Origin of the sequence: Aeromonas sp. DSM 116730, from assembly GCF_046581335.1 — a bacterium.
In the GTDB taxonomy this organism is placed as follows: Bacteria; Pseudomonadota; Gammaproteobacteria; order Enterobacterales; family Aeromonadaceae; genus Aeromonas; species Aeromonas rivipollensis.
In genome coordinates, this window is the sequence record NZ_CP144265.1 from 452,462 (window position 1) to 471,359 (window position 18,898).

General features: G+C 62.2%; 16 protein-coding genes and 1 other RNA gene. All 17 read left to right on the forward strand.

What is annotated here, in order from left to right:
• Window positions 1-13: 13 nt before the first annotated feature.
• An RNA gene (rnpB, locus tag Aeroheme_RS02240) (RNase P RNA component class A) lies at window positions 14-400 on the forward strand.
• A gap of 440 nt (window positions 401-840) precedes the next feature.
• The gene (gene mraZ, locus Aeroheme_RS02245) at window positions 841-1,299 is read left to right on the forward strand and encodes a division/cell wall cluster transcriptional repressor MraZ (protein WP_411166618.1); all 459 of its coding nucleotides are present in this window, start codon (window positions 841-843) and stop codon (window positions 1,297-1,299) included.
• Window positions 1,300-2,238: a 16S rRNA (cytosine(1402)-N(4))-methyltransferase RsmH gene (gene rsmH, locus Aeroheme_RS02250; RefSeq protein WP_163148909.1), complete on the forward strand. Its 939-nt coding sequence runs from the start codon at window positions 1,300-1,302 to the stop codon at window positions 2,236-2,238.
• Between the two features lie 3 nt (window positions 2,239-2,241).
• A complete protein-coding gene (gene ftsL, locus Aeroheme_RS02255; RefSeq protein WP_025328463.1) occupies window positions 2,242-2,556 on the forward strand; it encodes a cell division protein FtsL in 315 nt (104 codons plus the stop codon).
• Complete coding sequence (locus tag Aeroheme_RS02260) at window positions 2,553-4,319, forward strand: penicillin-binding transpeptidase domain-containing protein (protein ID WP_106885645.1); 1,767 nt, start codon at window positions 2,553-2,555, stop codon at window positions 4,317-4,319. The genes ftsL and Aeroheme_RS02260 overlap by 4 nt, the downstream gene beginning before the upstream one ends.
• A 101-nt stretch (window positions 4,320-4,420) precedes the next feature.
• Window positions 4,421-5,908, forward strand: coding sequence for a UDP-N-acetylmuramoyl-L-alanyl-D-glutamate--2,6-diaminopimelate ligase (gene murE / locus Aeroheme_RS02265; RefSeq protein ID WP_411166619.1), 1,488 nt, complete (start codon window positions 4,421-4,423; stop codon window positions 5,906-5,908).
• Complete coding sequence (murF, locus tag Aeroheme_RS02270) at window positions 5,905-7,260, forward strand: UDP-N-acetylmuramoyl-tripeptide--D-alanyl-D-alanine ligase (RefSeq protein WP_411166620.1); 1,356 nt, start codon at window positions 5,905-5,907, stop codon at window positions 7,258-7,260. The genes murE and murF overlap by 4 nt, the downstream gene beginning before the upstream one ends.
• A complete protein-coding gene (mraY, locus tag Aeroheme_RS02275; protein WP_005332102.1) occupies window positions 7,254-8,336 on the forward strand; it encodes a phospho-N-acetylmuramoyl-pentapeptide-transferase in 1,083 nt (360 codons plus the stop codon). The genes murF and mraY overlap by 7 nt, the downstream gene beginning before the upstream one ends.
• Window positions 8,337-8,339: 3 nt before the next feature.
• Entirely contained in the window at window positions 8,340-9,623 is a 1,284-nt protein-coding gene (murD, locus tag Aeroheme_RS02280) for a UDP-N-acetylmuramoyl-L-alanine--D-glutamate ligase (protein ID WP_408753166.1), read from the forward strand.
• Window positions 9,624-9,702: 79 nt separating this feature from the next.
• Entirely contained in the window at window positions 9,703-10,887 is a 1,185-nt protein-coding gene (gene ftsW / locus Aeroheme_RS02285) for a cell division protein FtsW (protein ID WP_162627267.1), read from the forward strand.
• Window positions 10,884-11,969, forward strand: coding sequence for an undecaprenyldiphospho-muramoylpentapeptide beta-N-acetylglucosaminyltransferase (gene murG, locus Aeroheme_RS02290; protein WP_411166621.1), 1,086 nt, complete (start codon window positions 10,884-10,886; stop codon window positions 11,967-11,969). The genes ftsW and murG overlap by 4 nt, the downstream gene beginning before the upstream one ends.
• Window positions 11,970-12,063: 94 nt before the next feature.
• Entirely contained in the window at window positions 12,064-13,518 is a 1,455-nt protein-coding gene (gene murC / locus Aeroheme_RS02295; protein ID WP_171276948.1) for a UDP-N-acetylmuramate--L-alanine ligase, read from the forward strand.
• A gap of 97 nt (window positions 13,519-13,615) precedes the next feature.
• Window positions 13,616-14,368 (forward strand): cell division protein FtsQ/DivIB, encoded by a 753-nt coding sequence (locus Aeroheme_RS02300; RefSeq protein ID WP_025328455.1) that lies wholly within the window; start codon window positions 13,616-13,618, stop codon window positions 14,366-14,368.
• Window positions 14,349-15,608, forward strand: a complete 1,260-nt coding sequence (gene ftsA / locus Aeroheme_RS02305; RefSeq protein ID WP_025328454.1) for a cell division protein FtsA — start codon at window positions 14,349-14,351, stop codon at window positions 15,606-15,608. Before Aeroheme_RS02300 ends, ftsA begins: the two co-directional genes overlap by 20 nt.
• A 39-nt stretch (window positions 15,609-15,647) precedes the next feature.
• Window positions 15,648-16,799, forward strand: a complete 1,152-nt coding sequence (gene ftsZ / locus Aeroheme_RS02310) for a cell division protein FtsZ (RefSeq protein WP_005305686.1) — start codon at window positions 15,648-15,650, stop codon at window positions 16,797-16,799.
• 101 nt (window positions 16,800-16,900) lie between these two features.
• Window positions 16,901-17,824: a UDP-3-O-acyl-N-acetylglucosamine deacetylase gene (gene lpxC / locus Aeroheme_RS02315; RefSeq protein ID WP_042649033.1), complete on the forward strand. Its 924-nt coding sequence runs from the start codon at window positions 16,901-16,903 to the stop codon at window positions 17,822-17,824.
• Window positions 17,825-17,964: 140 nt separating this feature from the next.
• Complete coding sequence (locus Aeroheme_RS02320) at window positions 17,965-18,870, forward strand: M23 family metallopeptidase (RefSeq protein WP_025328452.1); 906 nt, start codon at window positions 17,965-17,967, stop codon at window positions 18,868-18,870.
• Window positions 18,871-18,898: the final 28 nt, after the last annotated feature.

Sequence of the window (18,898 nt, forward strand, 5' to 3'; positions counted from 1 at the left end):
TAATCCGCGCCTCGGAGTCGGCTGGGCAATCGCTGCTTCGTCGTTGTGTCCCTCGGGACAGACGGGCGGAGGGGAGGAAAGTCCGGGCTTCATAGGGCAGGGTGCCAGGTAACGCCTGGGAGGCGCGAGCCTACGACCAGTGCAACAGAGAGCAAACCGCCGATGGCCCGCAAGGGATCAGGTAAGGGTGAAAGGGTGCGGTAAGAGCGCACCGCGCGACTGGCAACAGTTCGTGGCACGGTAAACTCCACCCGAAGCAAGACCAAATAGGCCCCTATTGGCGCGGCCCGCGTTGGGGGCGGGTAGGTTGCTTGAGCCAGTGAGCGATTGCTGGCCTAGAGGAATGATTGCTACCCGGGGCAACCCGGTACAGAACCCGGCTTACAGGCCGACTCCGACCTATTCCTGAAGAGCCTTGCGATTTATCGCGAGGCTCTTTTTTATAGCGGTAGAAATAGTAAAAAATTGAACGGCGATACTGGCCGACATGAGGGGCTTATAAAAATACCTTATAAATCAAGTTGTTGTTTTTTTGTTTGCATGCTTTTGTCATACACTAGTGTGTAAAAAGAGGGGAGACTCCAGCATGATTTACTTCTTTCACATTGTTCATTTTAAAAATGTTCGCAATTAATCCTATGGCTGTTAACACAAATAACTTGTGGAAAATCAACTCAGTTAATCTGTAGCCTCCCCGCGCTGCGTCAATATGTTCCCCATGCCCGAGATCCTTGCTTGAAAAGCCCCCTGCTCGTCCTTAAACTTCATGGTGGAGAAAAGTGGATCAAAGTGGTTTTATTGGGCAATTTGCCTCCATAACTCACCTTCGGGGACTGCAATTTGTTGCGTGGCGCTCACGCCATCAGCCTGGACAGCAAAGGGCGACTGGCGATTCCGACCAAATATCGAGATTGGCTGCGCTCCGAGCGCGACGGCCAGCTGGTCTGCACCATCGACATAGCCCATCCCTGTCTGCTGCTTTACCCCCTGAGTGAATGGGAAGAGATAGAGCGCAAGCTCAAGACCCTTTCCAGTACCAATCCGACGGAACGCCGCCTGCAGCGCATGCTGCTCGGACATGCAACCGAGTGCGAACTGGACGGCAATGGCCGTCTGCTGCTGAGCCAGCCACTGCGTAGCCACGCCGGGCTGGACAAGAAGATCATGCTGGTGGGCCAGCTCAACAAGTTTGAGTTGTGGGATGAAGCCCGCTGGCAACAACAGATCAATGACGACATCCTGGGCCTGCCCGAGGACGACTGGGCAAGTTCACCACGACTACAGGATTTTTCTTTATAAATGACCCAAGCCGCTGAACACATCACAGTGCTGTTGCACGAAGCCGTCGAAGGGCTGGCCATCAAGCCGGACGGTATCTACGTCGACGGTACCTTTGGCCGGGGTGGTCACTCTCGTCTCATTCTCCAGCATCTCGGTCCGCAGGGGCGACTGATCGCCATAGACAGGGATCCCCAGGCCATTGCCGAGGCGGCCAAGATCCAGGATCCCCGCTTCGAGATAGTGCACGGTCCCTTCTCCGGCATCACCACTTACCTGAGCGATCGCGGCCTGCTCGGCAAGGTCGACGGCTTCCTGCTGGATCTGGGGGTCTCTTCTCCACAGCTCGATGACGCCGAGCGCGGTTTCAGCTTCATGAAAGACGGCCCCCTCGACATGCGGATGGACCCGACCACGGGCCAGAGCGCTGCGCAGTGGCTGGCCAAGGCCGATGTGGATGACATCGCCTGGGTGCTGAAGACCTTCGGCGAGGAGCGTTTTGCCAAGAAGATTGCTCGCGCCATCGTCCATGACCGCGTCACCGAACCCTATGTGCGCACCCGCCAGTTGGCGGAGATGATTGCCCGGGTCAACCCGAGCAAGGAGAAGGGCAAGCATGCGGCAACCCGCAGCTTCCAGGCCATCCGCATCTATATCAACAGCGAGCTGGACGAGATCGAAACCGCGCTGAACGGTGCCCTGCAGGCGCTGGCGCCCGAGGGTCGCCTCTCCGTCATCAGCTTCCACTCCCTGGAAGACCGTCTGGTCAAACACTTCATTCGCAAGCATGAGAAGGGGCCGGAAGTGCCCCATGGCATCCCGTTGACCGAGGCGCAACTGGCCGGTGGCCGCAAGTTGAAGTCGGTCGGCAAGGCGCTCAAACCTTCCGAACATGAAGTCACCGAAAACAGCCGATCCCGCAGCTCTGTGCTGCGAGTCGCCCAGCGTCTGGCGGATTGAGTCATGAGCGAGGTACGCATTCATCTGTCCAGGGAGATCATCGGTGATCTCTGGCGCCACAAGTTGCAGGTCGTGCTGACCCTGGCCGTGCTGATCACCGCCTTTGCGGTGATCCTGGTGACCAACATGACCCGGGGGCTGACGGCCAAGCAGAATGACCTGATGGCGGAAGAGGACAGGCTCAACATCGAGTGGCGGCACCTGCTGCTGGAGCAGGGCACACTGGCCGAACACTCCCGTGTCGCGAGTCTGGCCATGGATAAATTGCAGATGGCTCGCCCGCTGGTGACCACCGAGAAGGTAATAACCCAACCATGACACGCAAGGCCGCCACCAAGGCTCCGGCAAAGGACAAAGCCAAGGCTAAAGCTCCGTCACTCTACCCGTGGCGCTTTCGCACCCTGGTGTTTTTCATCGGGATTGCGTTTGCCGGCCTGATCCTGCGGCTGGCCTGGATCCAGGTGATAGATCCGGACAGGCTGCGCCAGGAGGGGGACATGCGCTCCCTGCGAACCACCTCCACCCAAGCGGTGCGCGGCATGATCACCGATCGCAACGGCGAGCAGCTGGCAGTGTCCGTGCCGGTCGAGGCAGTCTGGGCCGATCCCAAGACGGTGCACGAGTCCGGCGCCATCCACAACGAGCGCGCCTGGCTGGCGCTCTCCGCCGTGCTCAAGCTCGACATCAACACCCTCAAGCACCGCATCTCCAACCCCAGTAAGCGCTTCGTCTATCTGCAGCGTCAGGTAACCCCTGCCGTGGCGGAATACATCAAGGGCTTGAAGCTGGGGGGCATCTACCTGCGCCCCGAGGCGCGCCGTTTCTACCCGACCGGCGAGATCAGCGCCCACCTGGTGGGGGTGACCAACATAGACGGCAGCGGCATCGAGGGGATAGAGCGCAGCTACAACGAATGGCTGACCGCGACTCCGGGCGAGATGCGGGTGCGCAAGGACAGGCAGGGCAGGGTCATCGAGCGACTCGGGCTGGTCAAGGAGGGCAAGCACGCCAACGATCTGCAACTGAGCATAGATCAACGGGTACAGGCGCTGGCCTACCGTGCCCTCAAGCGCGCCACCGACGAGAACAAGGCGACCTCCGGCTCCATGGTGATGCTGGACGTGAAGACCGGCGAAGTGCTCGCCATGGTCAATACCCCCTCCTACAACCCGAACAACCGTGGCCAGTACCAGAGCTTCCGGGTGCGCAACCGGGTGGTGACGGACACCTATGAGCCGGGTTCGACCGTCAAGCCGCTGATCCTGTTGAGCGCCCTGCAGGCGGGCGTCACCAGCTGGAAGGACACCATCCCCGGTGGTCCCCTGTTCATCGGGGCCAAGCAGATCCGCGATGTGAGCATTCACAAGGCGACCAACCTGTACGACATACTGCGCTACTCCTCCAACATCGGCATGTCGCGTATCGCGCTGCGGATGCCGGCCCAGGAGATGATCAACACCCTCAGCATGGTCGGCTTCGGTATGGACACCGGCAGTGGTCTGATGGGAGAGAGCGGCGGCATGTTGCCCCAGCGCCGCCGCTGGTCCGACATCGAGCGGGCGACCCTGTCATTCGGCTATGGCCTGCGGGTCACCCCGCTGCAGCTGGCTTCCGCCTACGCGACCCTGGCCAACAAGGGCAAGCGGGTGCCGCTCTCTATCATCAAGGTGACCACGCCGCCCAAGGGTGAGCAGGTCATCGACCACAACAACGCCACCGCCATGCTGCAGGCGCTGGAGTACGTGGTGAGCAATGCCATTCCCAAGGCGCAGATCCCGGGTTATCGGGTCGGCGGCAAGAGTGGTACCGCCAAGGTCGCCGTCGCCGGTGGCTACGGCAAGGATTACATGGCCTGGTTTGCCGGTTTCGCCCCGGCCAGCAACCCCCGCTTCGTCATGGTGGTGGTGATCAACGAGCCCAAGGGCGATGCCTATTACGGCGGTGCCGTGGCGACCCCGCCGTTCGCCGAGGCCATGGGGGGCGTGCTGCAGCTCTTCAACATTCGTCCCGACGCCATCCCCCCCGAGGTGCCGGCGAAGCTTGCCCGTACGGAGGCCGCCCATGGCGCACCTCGTACCTGATTGGCATCCGTTTCTCTCTGTCGACCCCGCGACTGTCGGGGTGTTTTCCATGGCGCCGCATTCCCTGAGCGCCTGCATTCCTGCCCATTCGGAGGCTTCCCATGTTGCCGCCCCGCGCACTTGATCAACTCATGAGCCATTTTGGCATCCATGCTCCGGCGCTCGCGCTCACCGACATCCAGCTCGACAGCCGGCGAGTCGGGCCCGGTTCTCTCTTCGTGGCAATCCGGGGCCACCAGATGGATGGCAGGCGTTTCATCGAACAGGCGGTGGCTCAGGGAGCGACCGCCGTCCTGTTTGAGGAGGATGGGGAATTCGTGGCCCCCGCCACCTCGATCCCCTGTTTCGGGCTCAAGGATCTGCCCGCTCGCCTCTCCGAACTGGCGGGCCATTTCTATGACTATCCGGCGCAGAAGCTGCAACTGGTGGGCATCACCGGCACCAACGGCAAGAGCACCACTGCCCTGCTGGTCGCCAACTGGCGCACCCTGCTGGGAGGCAAGGCCGGGGTGATGGGCACCATAGGCAATGGCCTGTTCGGTGAACTGGTGGAAGCGGAAAACACCACAGGCAGCGCCGTGCAGGTGCAGGCCAATCTTGCCGCCCTGCAACAGCAGGGGGCCGATCTGGTGGCGATGGAGGTCTCCAGCCACGGTCTGGTGCAGCACAGGGTGGCGGCCTTGCCGTTTTCTGCGGCTGTGTTCACCAACCTGAGCCGGGATCACCTCGACTATCACGGCACCATGGAGGCCTATGGCGCCGCCAAGGAAGAGTTGCTGAAACTGGTGGATGAGCCCTGCGCCGTCATCAATGCCGACGACCGTCTGGGGCGCCAGTGGCTGGCAGCCTACCCCGCTGCGGTGGCCTTCAGTGTTCATGGCCCGATTGAAAACCATGTCGGGCGACAGTTGACGGCGCAGGATCCCCATTTCCACCAACAAGGATTTGACACGCGCATTAACTCCAGCTGGGGGAATGGTGTATTATCCGCCCCCTTGCTCGGCCGCTTCAACGTCAGCAATGTGCTGGCCGCCATGGGCGCCATGCTGGTACTGGGTTATGACTTCGATGCACTGCTGGCCAGCGCCCCGAAACTGCAACCCGTGACCGGTCGCATGGAGTGCTTCGGCGGTGGCAAGGCGCCGCTGGCGGTGGTCGACTATGCCCATACCCCGGATGCGCTGGAGAAGGCATTGCAGGCCCTGCGGGTGCACTGCGAAGGTCGGCTCTGGTGCCTGGTGGGCTGTGGTGGCGACCGGGATCGCGGCAAGCGGCCCATGATGGCCGCCATGGCGGAGCAACATGCGGATCGCGTGATCCTGACCGACGACAATCCCCGTACCGAGGCGCCGGAACAGATCATGGCGGACATGGTGGCGGGCCTTCGCGATCCTGCTGCCGTGCAGATCGAGCACGACAGGGTCAAGGCGATCCGGCTGGCCCTCAGTCAGGCGAGCAAGCAGGACATCATCCTGGTGGCCGGTAAGGGCCACGAGGATTATCAGATCATTGGAACCGACAAGCGGCACTACAGCGACCGGGAAACCGTCGCGGCCGCCTTGCACACATTAATGGAGTCATTCAGATGATGACCCTCAGGCTTGCCGACCTGGCGCAGGTGCTCGATGCCCGTCTGATCGGCGGCGATCTCGAGATCACGGCAGTCAGTACCGACACCCGCACCCTGGGCAAGGGGGCGCTGTTCGTCGCGCTGCGTGGCGAGCGTTTCGATGCCCACGATTTCTGCGACCAGGCCCTGGCCGCCGGGGCCTCTGCCCTGCTGGTGGAGCGCGAGCTGCCCCTTGCCATACCGCAACTGGTGGTGGCCGATACCCTCAAGGGACTGGGCCGCCTCGGCAAGCTGGTGCGCGAGCGCATCAACCCGAAAGTACTGGCCATCACCGGCAGCTGTGGCAAGACCACGGTCAAGGAGATGGCGACCGCCATCCTGCGCGGTGAGGGGGAGGTGCTGGCCACCGCCGGCAACTTCAACAATGAAGTGGGGGTGCCGCTCACCCTGCTGCGCCTCGAGGCGCAGCACCAGTTTGCGGTGATGGAGCTGGGTGCCAACCACCCGGGGGAGATCGCCTGGACCACCTCCCTGGCCCGGCCCGATGCCGCCCTCATCAACAACGTGGCCGCCGCCCATCTGGAAGGCTTCGGCTCCCTGGAAGGGGTCTTCCACGCAAAGAGCGAAATTTTTGAGGGCCTGGGCGAGGGTGGCACCGCCATCGTCAATGCCGACAACGAGTTCTGGCCCAAGTGGCGGGAGCGGGGCATTCGGTGCGCCTTCTCCCTCGAAGATCAGAGCCAGCCCTTCCATGCCCGTGACATAGCGCTCAACGGGCAGGGCTGCGCCGAATTCGTGATGGTGACCCCGCAGGGAGAGTTGACCCTGACCCTAGCCATTCCGGGCCGCCACAACGTGGCCAATGCCCTGGCTGCCGCCGCCGGCTGTCTGGCGCTGGGCGCCTCCCTCGCTTCCGTCAAGGCGGGGCTGGAGCAGATGTCGCCGGTCAAGGGCCGCTTCTGCGTGCAACGCTGGGGTGGTCTCACCCTGGTGGATGACACCTACAACGCCAGCGTGGAGTCCGTGCTGGCGGGCATCGATGCCCTGACCGCCATGGGCGGCTACAAGGTGCTGGTGTTCGGTGACATGAAGGAGTTGGGTGAGGAGTCCGCGGCCCAGCACGCCCGGGTCGGACACCACGCCCGCGAGCAGGGCCTCGACGCCGTGCTGACGGTAGGGGAACAGAGTCGTCACACCGCAGATGCCGCGGCGGGTCGACATTTCGATAACAAGGCGTCGTTGTTTGAAGTGCTTGCGCAAATGATAAATACACATCAAGAAATCTCGATCCTGGTCAAGGGTGCCCGCGGTTCCCGCATGGAAGATATCGTCAAGATGGTCGTTGACCGTCAGGAGTCAGCCACATGCTAGTCTGGCTGGCGGAACTGCTCACCCCGCACTTCACCTTCTTCAACGTCTTCTCCTACCTGACGTTCCGCGCCATCCTGTCGATCATCACGGGTCTGGTGGTGGCGCTCTGGATGGGGCCGCGTCTAATCCGTCGCCTGCAGATCCTGAAATTCGGTCAGGTGATCCGCAACGACGGCCCAGAGTCACACCTCAGCAAGAAGGGCACCCCGACCATGGGGGGCCTGATGATCATTGCGGCCATCTTCATCTCTGTGCTGCTCTGGAGCCGCCTCGACAACCCCTATGTCTGGCTGGTGCTGTTCGTGCTCGGTGCCTACGGCGCCATCGGCTTTGCCGACGACTACCTCAAGGTGGTGCGCAAGAATACCGACGGCCTGATCGCCCGCTGGAAGTACTTCTGGCAGTCGGCAGTCGCCCTGGCCGTGGCGGTATTCCTCTATGCCACCGCGACCCATGACGGCCAGACCCAGCTGGTGGTACCCTTCCTCAAGGATGTGATGCCGCAGCTCGGCCTGATGTTCATAGTGCTGACCTACTTCGTCATCGTCGGTACCTCCAACGCGGTCAACCTGACCGACGGCCTGGATGGCCTTGCCATCATGCCGACCGTGATGGTGGCGGGGGGCTTCGCCTTTGTCGCCTGGGCCACCGGCAACGTGAACTTCGCCAACTACCTGCACATTCCCTACGTGCCCTATACCTCCGAGCTGGTGATCGTCTGTACCGCCATCGTCGGCGCGGGGCTTGGCTTCCTCTGGTTCAACACCTATCCGGCCCAGGTCTTTATGGGGGACGTCGGTTCCCTGGCCCTCGGCGGGGCGCTCGGCACCATAGCCGTGCTGGTGCGTCAGGAGTTCCTGCTGGTGATCATGGGGGGCGTCTTCGTGATGGAGACAGTCTCCGTGATCCTGCAGGTGGGGTCATACAAGCTGCGCGGCGTGCGGATCTTCCGCATGGCCCCGATCCATCACCACTATGAGAAGAAGGGCTGGCCGGAGCCGCGCGTCATAGTGCGCTTCTGGATCATCACCCTCATGCTGGTGCTGCTCGGCCTCGCCACCCTGAAGGTGAGGTAAGCCATGGTCATCATCATAGGACTCGGCAAAACCGGACTCTCCTGCGTCGACTACTTCCTCGGTCGTGGTGTCACGCCCCTGGTGATGGATACCCGCGCCAATCCCCCGGGCAAGGAGCAACTGCCCCCCGAGGTGGAGCTGATCCACGGGCTGGACGGCGATCTGCTCAAGCAGGCGCACATGATAGTGGCGAGCCCGGGTATTGCCCTGGCGACCCCCGAGCTGAAGGCCGCGGCCGAGTTCGGGGTGCGCATCGTCGGCGACATAGAGCTGTTCGTGCGCGAGACCCAGACCCCCGTCATTGCCATCACAGGCTCCAACGGCAAGAGCACAGTCACCACCCTGGTCGGCGAGATGATCGCCGAGGCGGGGCTCAAGGTTGGCGTAGGTGGCAACATCGGCACCCCGGCGCTGGAGCTGCTCAAGCAGCCCATGGATCTCTGCGTGCTGGAGCTCTCCAGCTTCCAGCTGGAGACCACTTACAGCCTGCGTGCCGCTGCCTCCGTGGTGCTGAACCTCTCCGAAGATCATATGGATCGCTATCAGGGCATGGCGGATTACCGCGCCGCCAAGCAGGAGATCCATCAGCACTCCCAGCACATCCTGGTCAACCGGGACGATCCCCAGACCCTGCCCGACGTGGGTCAGGTGTGGCAGAGCTTCGGGCTGGATTGCAACGGCTACGGCCGCTGCGAGCTGGCGGGTCGCCACTGGCTGACCCTGCACGGGGAGCCGCTGCTGGCGGTGGACGAGATGAAGATAGTCGGCGCCCACAATCAGGCCAACGCCCTGGCGGCCATGGCCCTGTGCGATGCGGTCGGCATTCCCCGCGAGCCGCAACTCGCCGTGCTGCGCCGCTTCGAAGGCCTGCCCCACCGTGCCCGCTTCGTGCGGGAGGTGAACGGAGTGCGCTGGATCAACGACTCCAAGGCCACCAACGTGGGGGCCACCCTGGCCGCCGTGGCCGGGGTGCGCGAGTCGGTCAGGGGACGCCTGCTGCTGCTGGCCGGTGGTCAGGGCAAGGGGCAGGACTTCGGCCCTGTGCAGGCACTGCTCGGCAACCAGATAGATCACATGTACTGCTTCGGCCAGGACGCGGACATACTGCTCGCCCTGGGTGAACAGACCGAGAAGGTCGCCTCCCTCGACGACGCCGTCGCCAAGGCTGCCGCCGACGCCAGACCCGGTGACTGGGTGCTGCTGGCGCCGGCCTGCGCCAGCCTGGATCAATTCAAGTCCTTCGAGGCTCGCGGCGATCGCTTCACCGAACTGGTACAGAAACTATGAAAGTTCCGTGCACCGGCCTGGATCGGTTTAATTCCTTCGAAGCCTGCGGCGATCGCTTCACCGAACTGGTGATGACTCTATGAACGCCCTTCGCGCCGTTGCAGGCTTCTTGCAGCGCTGGTTGTTGCCGGCGCGTCCCGCCGGTCTCTACGACAGGCAACTGGTTGTGCTGGCGCTGGCGCTGATGTCGGTGGGCCTGGTGATAGTGGCCTCTGCCTCCATTCCCGAAGGGATTGCCCTGGGCGATGACCCCTTCATGTTCGTGAAGCGGCACGGCCTCTTCCTGGTGATGGCGCTCGGCATCTCCTGGTTCGTGCTGCAGGTGCCCATGGCGCGCTGGCAGCAGTACAACGGCCCCATGCTGCTGCTCGCCATAGTGATGCTGGTGCTGGTGCTGCTGGTGGGGCGCAGCGTCAACGGCTCGGTGCGCTGGTTGCCGCTCGGCCCCTTCAACCTGCAGCCGGCGGAATTCGGCAAGCTGGCGCTGTTCGTCTATCTGGCGGGCTACCTGGTACGCCGCCAGAGCGAGGTGCGCGAGCGCTTCATCGGCTTCATGAAACCCATGGCGGTGCTGTTCGTGGTGGCCACCTTGCTGCTGGCCCAGCCCGACCTGGGATCCGTGGTGGTGATGTTCGTCACCTCCCTCGGGATGCTGTTCCTGGCGGGGGCCCGCATGGTGCAGTTCATCGGTCTCATCCTGGTGGGGGTGAGCGCTGTGGTGACCCTGATCATCGCAGAGCCCTACCGGATGCGGCGGGTCACCTCCTTCCTGGATCCCTGGGCCGATCCCTTCGGCAGCGGCTATCAGCTGACCCAGTCCCTGATGGCGTTCGGCCGTGGCAGCTGGTTTGGCGAGGGGCTAGGCAACTCCATCCAGAAGATGGAGTACCTGCCGGAGGCCCACACCGACTTCGTGTTTGCGATCCTCGGCGAGGAGCTGGGCTACGTGGGGGTGCTGGGTGCGCTTTTCCTCATCTTTGCGCTGGCGGTGAAGGCGCTCAAGCTCGGTCACCAGGCGCTGGTGTCCGAACGGCTGTATGAAGGCTATCTGGCCATCGGCATCGGCATCTGGTTCAGTTTCCAGACCTTCGTCAACGTCGGCGCCGCCAGCGGCATGATGCCGACCAAGGGGCTGACCCTGCCGCTGGTCAGCTACGGCGGCTCCAGTCTCATCATCATGATGGTGGCGGTGAGCATGTTGATTCGTATCGATTTCGAGTTGCGCCAGGCCAGTGCCCAGGCGCGTGTGCGGGAGGTTTCGTGAGCAAGACGTTACTGGTGATGGCGGGCGGTACCGGGGGCCATGTGTTCCCCGGGCTGGCCGTGGCCGATCGCCTCAAGGCCCAGGGCTGGACCATTCACTGGCTCGGTACCGCCGACCGGATGGAGGCCGAGCTGGTGCCCGCCCACGGTTACCCCATCTCCTTCATCGACATTCAGGGGGTGCGTGGCAACGGCATCAAGCGACTGCTGGTCGCCCCCTATCGCATCGTCAAATCCGTGTTGCAGGCGCGCCGCGTGCTGAAAAACATTCGTCCTGATGTGGTGCTCGGCATGGGGGGCTTCGCCTCAGGCCCGGGCGGCGTGGCGGCCTGGCTGTCCGGTATTCCCTTGCTGCTGCACGAGCAGAACGCGGCGGCCGGCCTCACCAACAAGCTGCTGGCACGCCTCGCCAAGCGGGTGCTGATGGCCTTCCCCGGCGCCTTTGCGCCGAGTGCCCGCACCGCAGTGGTGGGCAATCCGGTGCGCCCCGAGGTGGTGGCCCTGCCGGATCCCCAGCTGCGCAGCAGCAGCGAGCCGCTGCGCCTGCTGATCGTCGGTGGCAGCCTGGGTGCCCGGGTGCTCAACGAGCAGGTGCCGCCAGCGGTGGCGGCGGCTGGCGTGCCCATCGAGGTGCGTCACCAGTGTGGCAAGGGCAATCGCGATGTCGTGGCTGAAGCCTACGCCAAGCAGGGTGTCGAGGCCGAGGTGAGCGAGTTTATCAAGGACATGGCCGATGCCTACGCCTGGGCCGATCTGGTGGTGTGCCGCGCCGGGGCCCTGACGGTCTCCGAGGTGGCTGCCGCCGGTGTGGCCGCCATCTTCGTGCCACTGCCCCATGCGGTGGATGATCACCAGACCCGCAACGCCCTGACCCTGGTCGACGGCGGGGCGGCCGAGTTCCTGCCCCAGTCCGAGCTGACCCCGGCCTCATTGGCCGCGCGTCTCTCCTGGCTCGCCGGGCGCAGGGAGACACTGTTGAACATGGCCCAGGCCGCCCGTCGCGTGGCCATCATAGATGCCGCCGAGCGGGTTGCCGATGAGTGCAAGCGGCTCGCCAGCGGGCGGAGCGAGAAAGCATGTTGAGCAAGATTGCACAGGCCAGGCCGTGCAGTCTTGTCCCTGTATTTATTGATGCCGCCGAGCGCAAACCGCTGACGGCAGACTTGAAGAGAGAGCTATGACCAAGGTTGAACTGGCAAAACTGCGTACCGTGATCCCCGAAATGCGCCGCGTGCGTCGCATCCACTTCATCGGCATAGGTGGTGCCGGTATGGGCGGGATCGCCGAGGTGCTTGCCAACGAGGGCTACCAGATTTCCGGCTCCGATCTGTCCCGCAATGCGGTGACAGAGCGGCTCGCGTCCCTGGGGGCCCATATCTTCGTGGGGCACAGTGCCGAGCACGTGAACGAGGCGAGCGTGGTGGTGGTCTCCACCGCCATCAAGCAGGACAACCCCGAGCTGCTGGCTGCCCGTGAGCTGCGCATTCCCGTGGTGCGCCGTGCCGAGATGCTGGCCGAGCTGATGCGCTTCCGCCACGGGGTCGCCGTCGCCGGCACCCACGGCAAGACCACCACCACCAGCCTGGTGGCGAGCATCTATGCCGAAGCCGACCGTGACCCGACCTTCGTCATCGGCGGTCTGCTCAACAGCGCCGGCACCAACGCCCGCCTGGGCAGCAGCCGCTACCTGATCGCCGAGGCGGACGAGAGCGACGCCTCCTTCCTGCATCTGCAACCCATGGTCTCCATCGTGACCAACATCGAAGCGGATCACATGGACACCTATGGCGGCGACTTCTCCAAGCTGAAGGCCACCTTCATCGACTTCCTGCACAACCTGCCGTTCTACGGTCTGGCCGTGGTGTGCGTGGATGATCCCGTGATCCGCGGCATGCTGCCGGAGATCGCCCGTCCGACCCTGACCTACGGCCTTGCCGAGGATGCCGATGTGCAGGTGCTGGACTTCGTGCAGACCAGCAACCGCAGCCGCTTCCGGGTGCGCCGCAAGGATGCCGGCGAGCTGACCGTCACCCTGAATCTGCCGGGCATTCACAACGCCCTCAACGCCGCCGCCGCCATCGCGGTCGCGACCGAAGACGGCATTGGCGATGAGGCCATCATCCAGGCGCTCGCCAAGTTTGAAGGTGTGGGTCGCCGCTTCCAGCAATATGGCGAGTTCGAGACCGGTCGTGGCAAGGCCATGCTGGTGGACGACTACGGCCACCACCCGAGCGAAGTCAAGGTGACCATCAATGCCGCCCGCGCCGGCTGGCCCGAGAAGCGACTGGTCATGGTGTTCCAGCCGCACCGTTACAGCCGGACCCGGGATCTCTATGAAGATTTCGCCGACGTGCTCTCCAAGGTGGATGTGCTGGTGATGCTGGAGGTCTATGCCGCCGGTGAAGAGCCGATCCCGGGGGCCGATGGCCGTGCCCTGTGCCGCTCCATCCGCTCTCGCGGCACCCTGGAACCCATCTTTGTCGCAACCCCTGACGATGTGCCGGCCGTGCTGGCCGACCTGATCGGCGAGGGGGATCTGGTGCTGACTCAGGGCGCCGGTAACGTCGGGGCACTGGCCCGCCGTCTCGGTGAGATGAAATTGAGCGTGGATAGCATGAAATCCGGTGCCTGAGGGCCCAATGAGTATTTTGACCGCCAAGCCGAGGCCTATATAATGGCGAACCGGTCTGCAAGTGGCCGGCATGGCGCGTTATACGGGGATAGATCGGGTGGAGGCAAGGGCACAAGGGCGCACCAAGGGGGGCTTCATCGCCGGGGTGGCATTTTTCATCCTGGTCATGTGGGGGCTCTACCAGACTGCGCTGGATGTTAAAGACTGGCTGACAGATGCCAGTCGGTTGCCCATGAGCGAGCTGTTGCTGCAGGGGCAACACGAATATTTGAAAGCCGATGAGTTGCGCGCCGCCGTGCTGGATGGCGCCGAGTTGCGCAACTTCTTCGAGTTGGACGTGAACGAATTGCAGGGGCGGTTGAACGCCCTGCCCTGGGTGGCCCAGGTCTCGGTACGCAAGAAGTGGCCGAACAAGATCAAGGTCTACCTCACCGAACAGGCGGTGGCGGCACGCTGGAACGGCAACCGCTTCGTCAACACCAAGGGTGAGGTGTTCAGTGCACCGGACAGGGTGAAGAAACCCCTGATGCAGTTGTCCGGGCCCGATGATCAGGCCGCCAAGGTGCTGGAAGCCAGCCATCAGTACGAGACGCTGCTGGCGGCCAAGGGATACAAGTTGTTGGGGGTGAATCTGACCCCCCGCCATGCCTGGGAACTGACCCTGGATGGCAACATTCAGCTGTTCGTGGGGCGCTCGGATATCGCGCTTCGCCTGCAGCGGTTTATCGATGCCTTTCCGGTCATCGAACCCCGTGAGCGGGTTGCTTACGTGGATCTTCGATACGACACCGGAATGGCAGTTGGCTGGAAGAAAAGCGAAGAGAAAGTGAATGACCAACACCGCAGATAGAAATTTGATTGTCGGACTGGATATCGGCACGACCAAGGTGGCGGTACTGGTTGGCGAAGTATTGCCCGATGGCGAGCTCAATGTCATCGGCATGGGCAGCCACGCTTCTCGCGGGATGGAGAAGGGCGGGGTCAATGACCTCGACTCCGTGGTCAAGTCCCTGCGCCGCGCGGTGGAAGAGGCTGAGATGATGGCCGACTGCCAGATAAGCTCCGTCTATCTGGGGCTGTCCGGCAAGCACATCGATTGCCGCAACGAAACCGGCATGGTGCCCATCTCCGATGAAGAGGTGACCCAGGAGGACGTGGACAACGTCATCCACACCGCCAAGTCGGTGCGACTGTCGGACGAACTGCGGGTGCTGCACGTGCTGCCCCAGGAGTTTGCCATCGACTATCAGGAAGGCATCAAGAATCCGGTCGGTCTCTCCGGCGTGCGGATGGCGGCCAAGGTGCACCTGATCACCTGCCACAACGACATGGCTCGCAACATCGAGAAATGTGTGGAGAAGGTGGGTCTGCGAGTGGATCAGCTGATCTTTTCGGCCCTGGCTTCCAGCTATGCCGTGCTGACCGAAGACGAGAAGGAGCTGGGTGTCTGCGTGGTGGACATAGGTGGCGGTACCATGGACATGTCGCTGTTTACCGGCGGTGCCCTGCGTCACACCAAGGTGATCCCGTACGCCGGCAGCACTGTGACCAGCGACATCGCCTACGCCTTCGGCACACCGCCGCTGGACGCCGAAGCGATCAAGGTGCGCTACGGTTGCGCCCTCGGCCGCCTGGTCAGCAAAGAAGACAATATTGAAGTCCCCAGTGTCGGCGGTCGCCCGGCGCGTAGCCTGCAACGGCAGACACTGGCTGAAGTGATTGAACCCCGTTACACGGAATTGCTCTCCATGGTGAATGACGAGCTGGTACGGGTGCAGAGCGAATTGAAGGCACAGGGGGTCAAGCATCAGCTGGCGGCCGGTGTGGTATTGACCGGTGGCGCGGCCCAGATCGAAGGCATTGTGGAGTGTGCAGAGCAGATCTTCCAGAGCCAGGTCCGGGTGGGCGAACCCATGAACATTCGGGGATTGAGCGATTACGTGCAGGCACCTGTGTACTCGACCGCGGTCGGGCTGCTGCAGTACGGCCGTACCAATCAATCCACCGGCAGTAGCAAGGAATATGCCGCCAAGGCAAGCGTAGGTGGGCTGGTTAAACGGGTCAGCAACTGGTTGCGTGGCGAGTTCTAAAGATTTTGCGTCAGTCAGCAAATAAAGCGGAGAGACAACATGTTTGAATTTATGGATAGCCACACTGACGAAGCCGTCATCAAGGTGATAGGTGTGGGTGGCGGCGGCGGCAACGCAGTCGAGCACATGGTTCGTCAAAACATCGAGGGTGTTGAGTTCATTACCGTCAACACCGACGCCCAGGCACTGCGCAACTCCAGTGCCAACACGACTCTGCAGATCGGCGGTGGCATCACCAAGGGTCTGGGAGCCGGAGCCAATCCGGAAGTGGGCCGTGATGCCGCCATGGAAGACAGGGAAGCGCTGCGTGAGCTGCTGACCGGTTCAGACATGGTGTTCATCGCCGCCGGCATGGGTGGTGGTACAGGTACGGGTGCCGCACCTATCGTGGCCGAAGTGGCCCGCGAGATGGGTATCCTGACCGTCGCCGTCGTGACCAAGCCGTTCTCCTTCGAAGGGAAGAAGCGGATGGGCTTCGCCGCTCACGGTATCGAGGAGCTGTCCAAGAACGTCGACTCCCTGATCACCATCCCCAACGACAAGTTGCTGAAAGTGCTGGGTCGTGGCATCTCCCTGCTGGACGCCTTCAAGGCGGCCAACGATGTACTGCTGGGTGCGGTACAGGGCATTGCCGAGCTGATCACCCGTCCGGGCCTGATCAACGTCGACTTCGCGGACGTGCGTACCGTGATGCGCGAGATGGGTACCGCCATGATGGGTACAGGTTCCGCCTCCGGTGATGACCGTGCCGAAGAAGCGGCCGAGAAGGCCATCTCCAGCCCGCTGCTGGAAGACGTGGATCTGGCCGGTGCCCGTGGCATCCTGGTCAACATCACTGCCGGCATGGACATGACCATCGAAGAGTTCGAAACCGTGGGTAACGCGGTCAAGGCCTTCGCCTCCGAGAACGCCACCGTGGTGGTGGGTACCGTAATCGACCCGGAAATGCACGACGAACTGCGGGTGACCGTGGTGGCCACCGGCATCGGTGCCGAGCGCAAGCCCGACATCACCCTGGTCAAGAACAACATGGTACAAGAGCGCCCGGCCCGTCAGCCCCTGATCAGCGAAGCCCTGCAGTCTCGCGTGATGGAAGAGGCCCCGGCCAAGGTGGTGAACGCCGAGCCGCAAGCTCGTCGCGAACCGGATTATCTCGATATTCCTGCGTTCCTGCGCAAGCAAGCTGACTAAGTCTCGCATGGACCTGGTTTGTTTGTTGCTTAAGGATTGTGCTAAGATGGCCCGGCAACGACCATCTGGTCAGGAATTTGAGCTGTTAAGCGGATACGCCCATGATTAGACAAAGAACCTTGAAAACGAGTGTCCAGGCCACCGGTGTGGGCCTGCATTCGGGCCGGAAAGTCACAATGACGTTCCGTCCGGCGCCTGTGAACACAGGGATCGTTTACTTGCGTACCGATCTGAATCCTGTGGTCGCGCTGCCAGCCAACGCCGATCAGGTGCGTGATACCGTGCTTTGTACCGCTCTGGTAAACGAAGCCGGTGTCCGCGTGTCAACCATCGAACACCTCTCTGCCGCCCTGGCCGGGATGGGGATCGACAACCTCTATGTCGAGGTTGATGCCCCCGAGATCCCGGTGATGGATGGCAGTGCGCACCCGTTCATCTACCTGCTGCAAGAAGTGGGTATACGTGAGCAGAATGCGCCCAAGCAGTTCGTGCGGATCAAGCAGAGCGTGCGGGTTGAAGACGGCGACAAGTGGGCGGAATTCCACCCCTATCGCAACGGCTTCAAGATGGATCTCGAGATCGATTTCCAGCATCCGGTATTTGAAGGCCGCAACCAGCGTTGCGTGCTGGACTTCTCCGGTGCCTCTTTCGTGAAAGAGATCAGCCGTGCCCGTACCTTCGGCTTCATGCGTGACATCGAGTACCTGCGTTCCCAGAACCTGGCCCTGGGCGGAAGCCTGGAAAACGCCGTGGTACTGGATGACTACCGGGTGCTGAACGAAGATGGTCTGCGTTACGAGGACGAGTTCGTCAAGCACAAGATGCTGGATGCCATCGGTGACCTTTATATGTGCAACCGCAGCATCATCGGCGAATTCCGTGCCTACAAGACGGGCCATGCCCTGAACAACAAACTGCTGCGTGCCTTGCTGGCCAAGCAGGAGGCCTGGGAACTGGTTACCTTCGAGGCGGAGGGCGACAAAGCGCCCATCGCTTACTACGATAACGGTCTGGTTCTGGCCTGATAGCTGTGCAACAGGACGTCGGTCATCTCTCCGCACCGACGTCCTGTCATTTGTTTATTCCATCCTTTAATACCGATTATCTCCCGGTTTTATTGCCCGTGCTGGCTCCTGGCCTCACCTGACCGAGAAGACAGATTTCTATGAGCATTACCCTGATCCTCAACGGTAAGCAGCGCCGCAAGTTGCATTTACCCAAACAACGTCTGGCCTGGGTCGGCGGTATCCTCTTCACTGTATTGGCACTGAGTGGTGGTTGGCTCTGGCAGAGCTGGCACCAGAAAATGGAGGCGCTGGAAGTCGCGCTGGCCATGGCCGAACAGCAAAAATCCACGCAAGGGGCCGATGAAGCCCGTGAACAGCTTGCCATGCTGGCCGCCCAGGTGGGCACCATGCAGGGGCAGCTCGGTCGCCTCAACGCGCTCGGCGAGCGTCTGACCGAGAAGGCAGACCTCGATCCCGACGAGTTCAATTTTAAGGAGCTGCCCCCCATGGGTGGCCCTTCCTATGACGAAGAGCTGGAAGTGAACCTGGGCGAGCTGCAAGCCTCCATGAAACACCTCAGCCAGCAGCTCAGCAGCCGTGAAGAACAGCTGTCGGTACTTGAATCTTTCATCATGAATCACCATATCACCGATGCCGGTTTCATCTCGGGTTCACCGGTGAAGCAGGAGCGAGTCTGGATCTCCTCCGGGTTCGGTGGACGGGTTGACCCGTTCAACGGTCGCGCCAAGATGCACAAGGGGGTGGATTTTCGTGGCAAGCCCGGCACTCCCATCCTGGCAACCGGCAAGGGGATCATCAGCTGGGCAGGCCGCCACCCGCAATTTGGCAACATGGTGGAGATAGACCATGGCAATGGTCTGGTGACCCGTTATGCCCACAACTCCAAGTTGTTGGTGGATGTGGGCACCCTGGTCGATGAGGGCCAGAAGATTGCCTTGATGGGGCGTACCGGTCGTGCGACCGGGGTCCATCTGCATTACGAAGTGTTGAAAGATGGTCGTCAGGTCAACCCCGCACGCTTTCTGAATGCCAGACGGGGTTAGGTTTTTTCTTCAGGTTCCAGTGACGGAA

What these genes read in the sequence shown, in the direction of transcription:
- rsmH (WP_163148909.1), top strand. Translation starts at nt 1,300, where the DNA reads ATGACCCAAGCCGCTGAACACATCACAGTGCTGTTGCACGAAGCCGTC.
- ftsL (WP_025328463.1), top strand. Translation starts at nt 2,242, where the DNA reads ATGAGCGAGGTACGCATTCATCTGTCCAGGGAGATCATCGGTGATCTC.
- Aeroheme_RS02260 (WP_106885645.1), top strand. Translation starts at nt 2,553, where the DNA reads ATGACACGCAAGGCCGCCACCAAGGCTCCGGCAAAGGACAAAGCCAAG.
- murE (WP_411166619.1), top strand. Translation starts at nt 4,421, where the DNA reads ATGTTGCCGCCCCGCGCACTTGATCAACTCATGAGCCATTTTGGCATC.
- murF (WP_411166620.1), top strand. Translation starts at nt 5,905, where the DNA reads ATGATGACCCTCAGGCTTGCCGACCTGGCGCAGGTGCTCGATGCCCGT.
- mraY (WP_005332102.1), top strand. Translation starts at nt 7,254, where the DNA reads ATGCTAGTCTGGCTGGCGGAACTGCTCACCCCGCACTTCACCTTCTTC.
- murD (WP_408753166.1), top strand. Translation starts at nt 8,340, where the DNA reads ATGGTCATCATCATAGGACTCGGCAAAACCGGACTCTCCTGCGTCGAC.
- ftsW (WP_162627267.1), top strand. Translation starts at nt 9,703, where the DNA reads ATGAACGCCCTTCGCGCCGTTGCAGGCTTCTTGCAGCGCTGGTTGTTG.
- murC (WP_171276948.1), top strand. Translation starts at nt 12,064, where the DNA reads ATGACCAAGGTTGAACTGGCAAAACTGCGTACCGTGATCCCCGAAATG.
- ftsA (WP_025328454.1), top strand. Translation starts at nt 14,349, where the DNA reads ATGACCAACACCGCAGATAGAAATTTGATTGTCGGACTGGATATCGGC.
- ftsZ (WP_005305686.1), top strand. Translation starts at nt 15,648, where the DNA reads ATGTTTGAATTTATGGATAGCCACACTGACGAAGCCGTCATCAAGGTG.
- lpxC (WP_042649033.1), top strand. Translation starts at nt 16,901, where the DNA reads ATGATTAGACAAAGAACCTTGAAAACGAGTGTCCAGGCCACCGGTGTG.
- Aeroheme_RS02320 (WP_025328452.1), top strand. Translation starts at nt 17,965, where the DNA reads ATGAGCATTACCCTGATCCTCAACGGTAAGCAGCGCCGCAAGTTGCAT.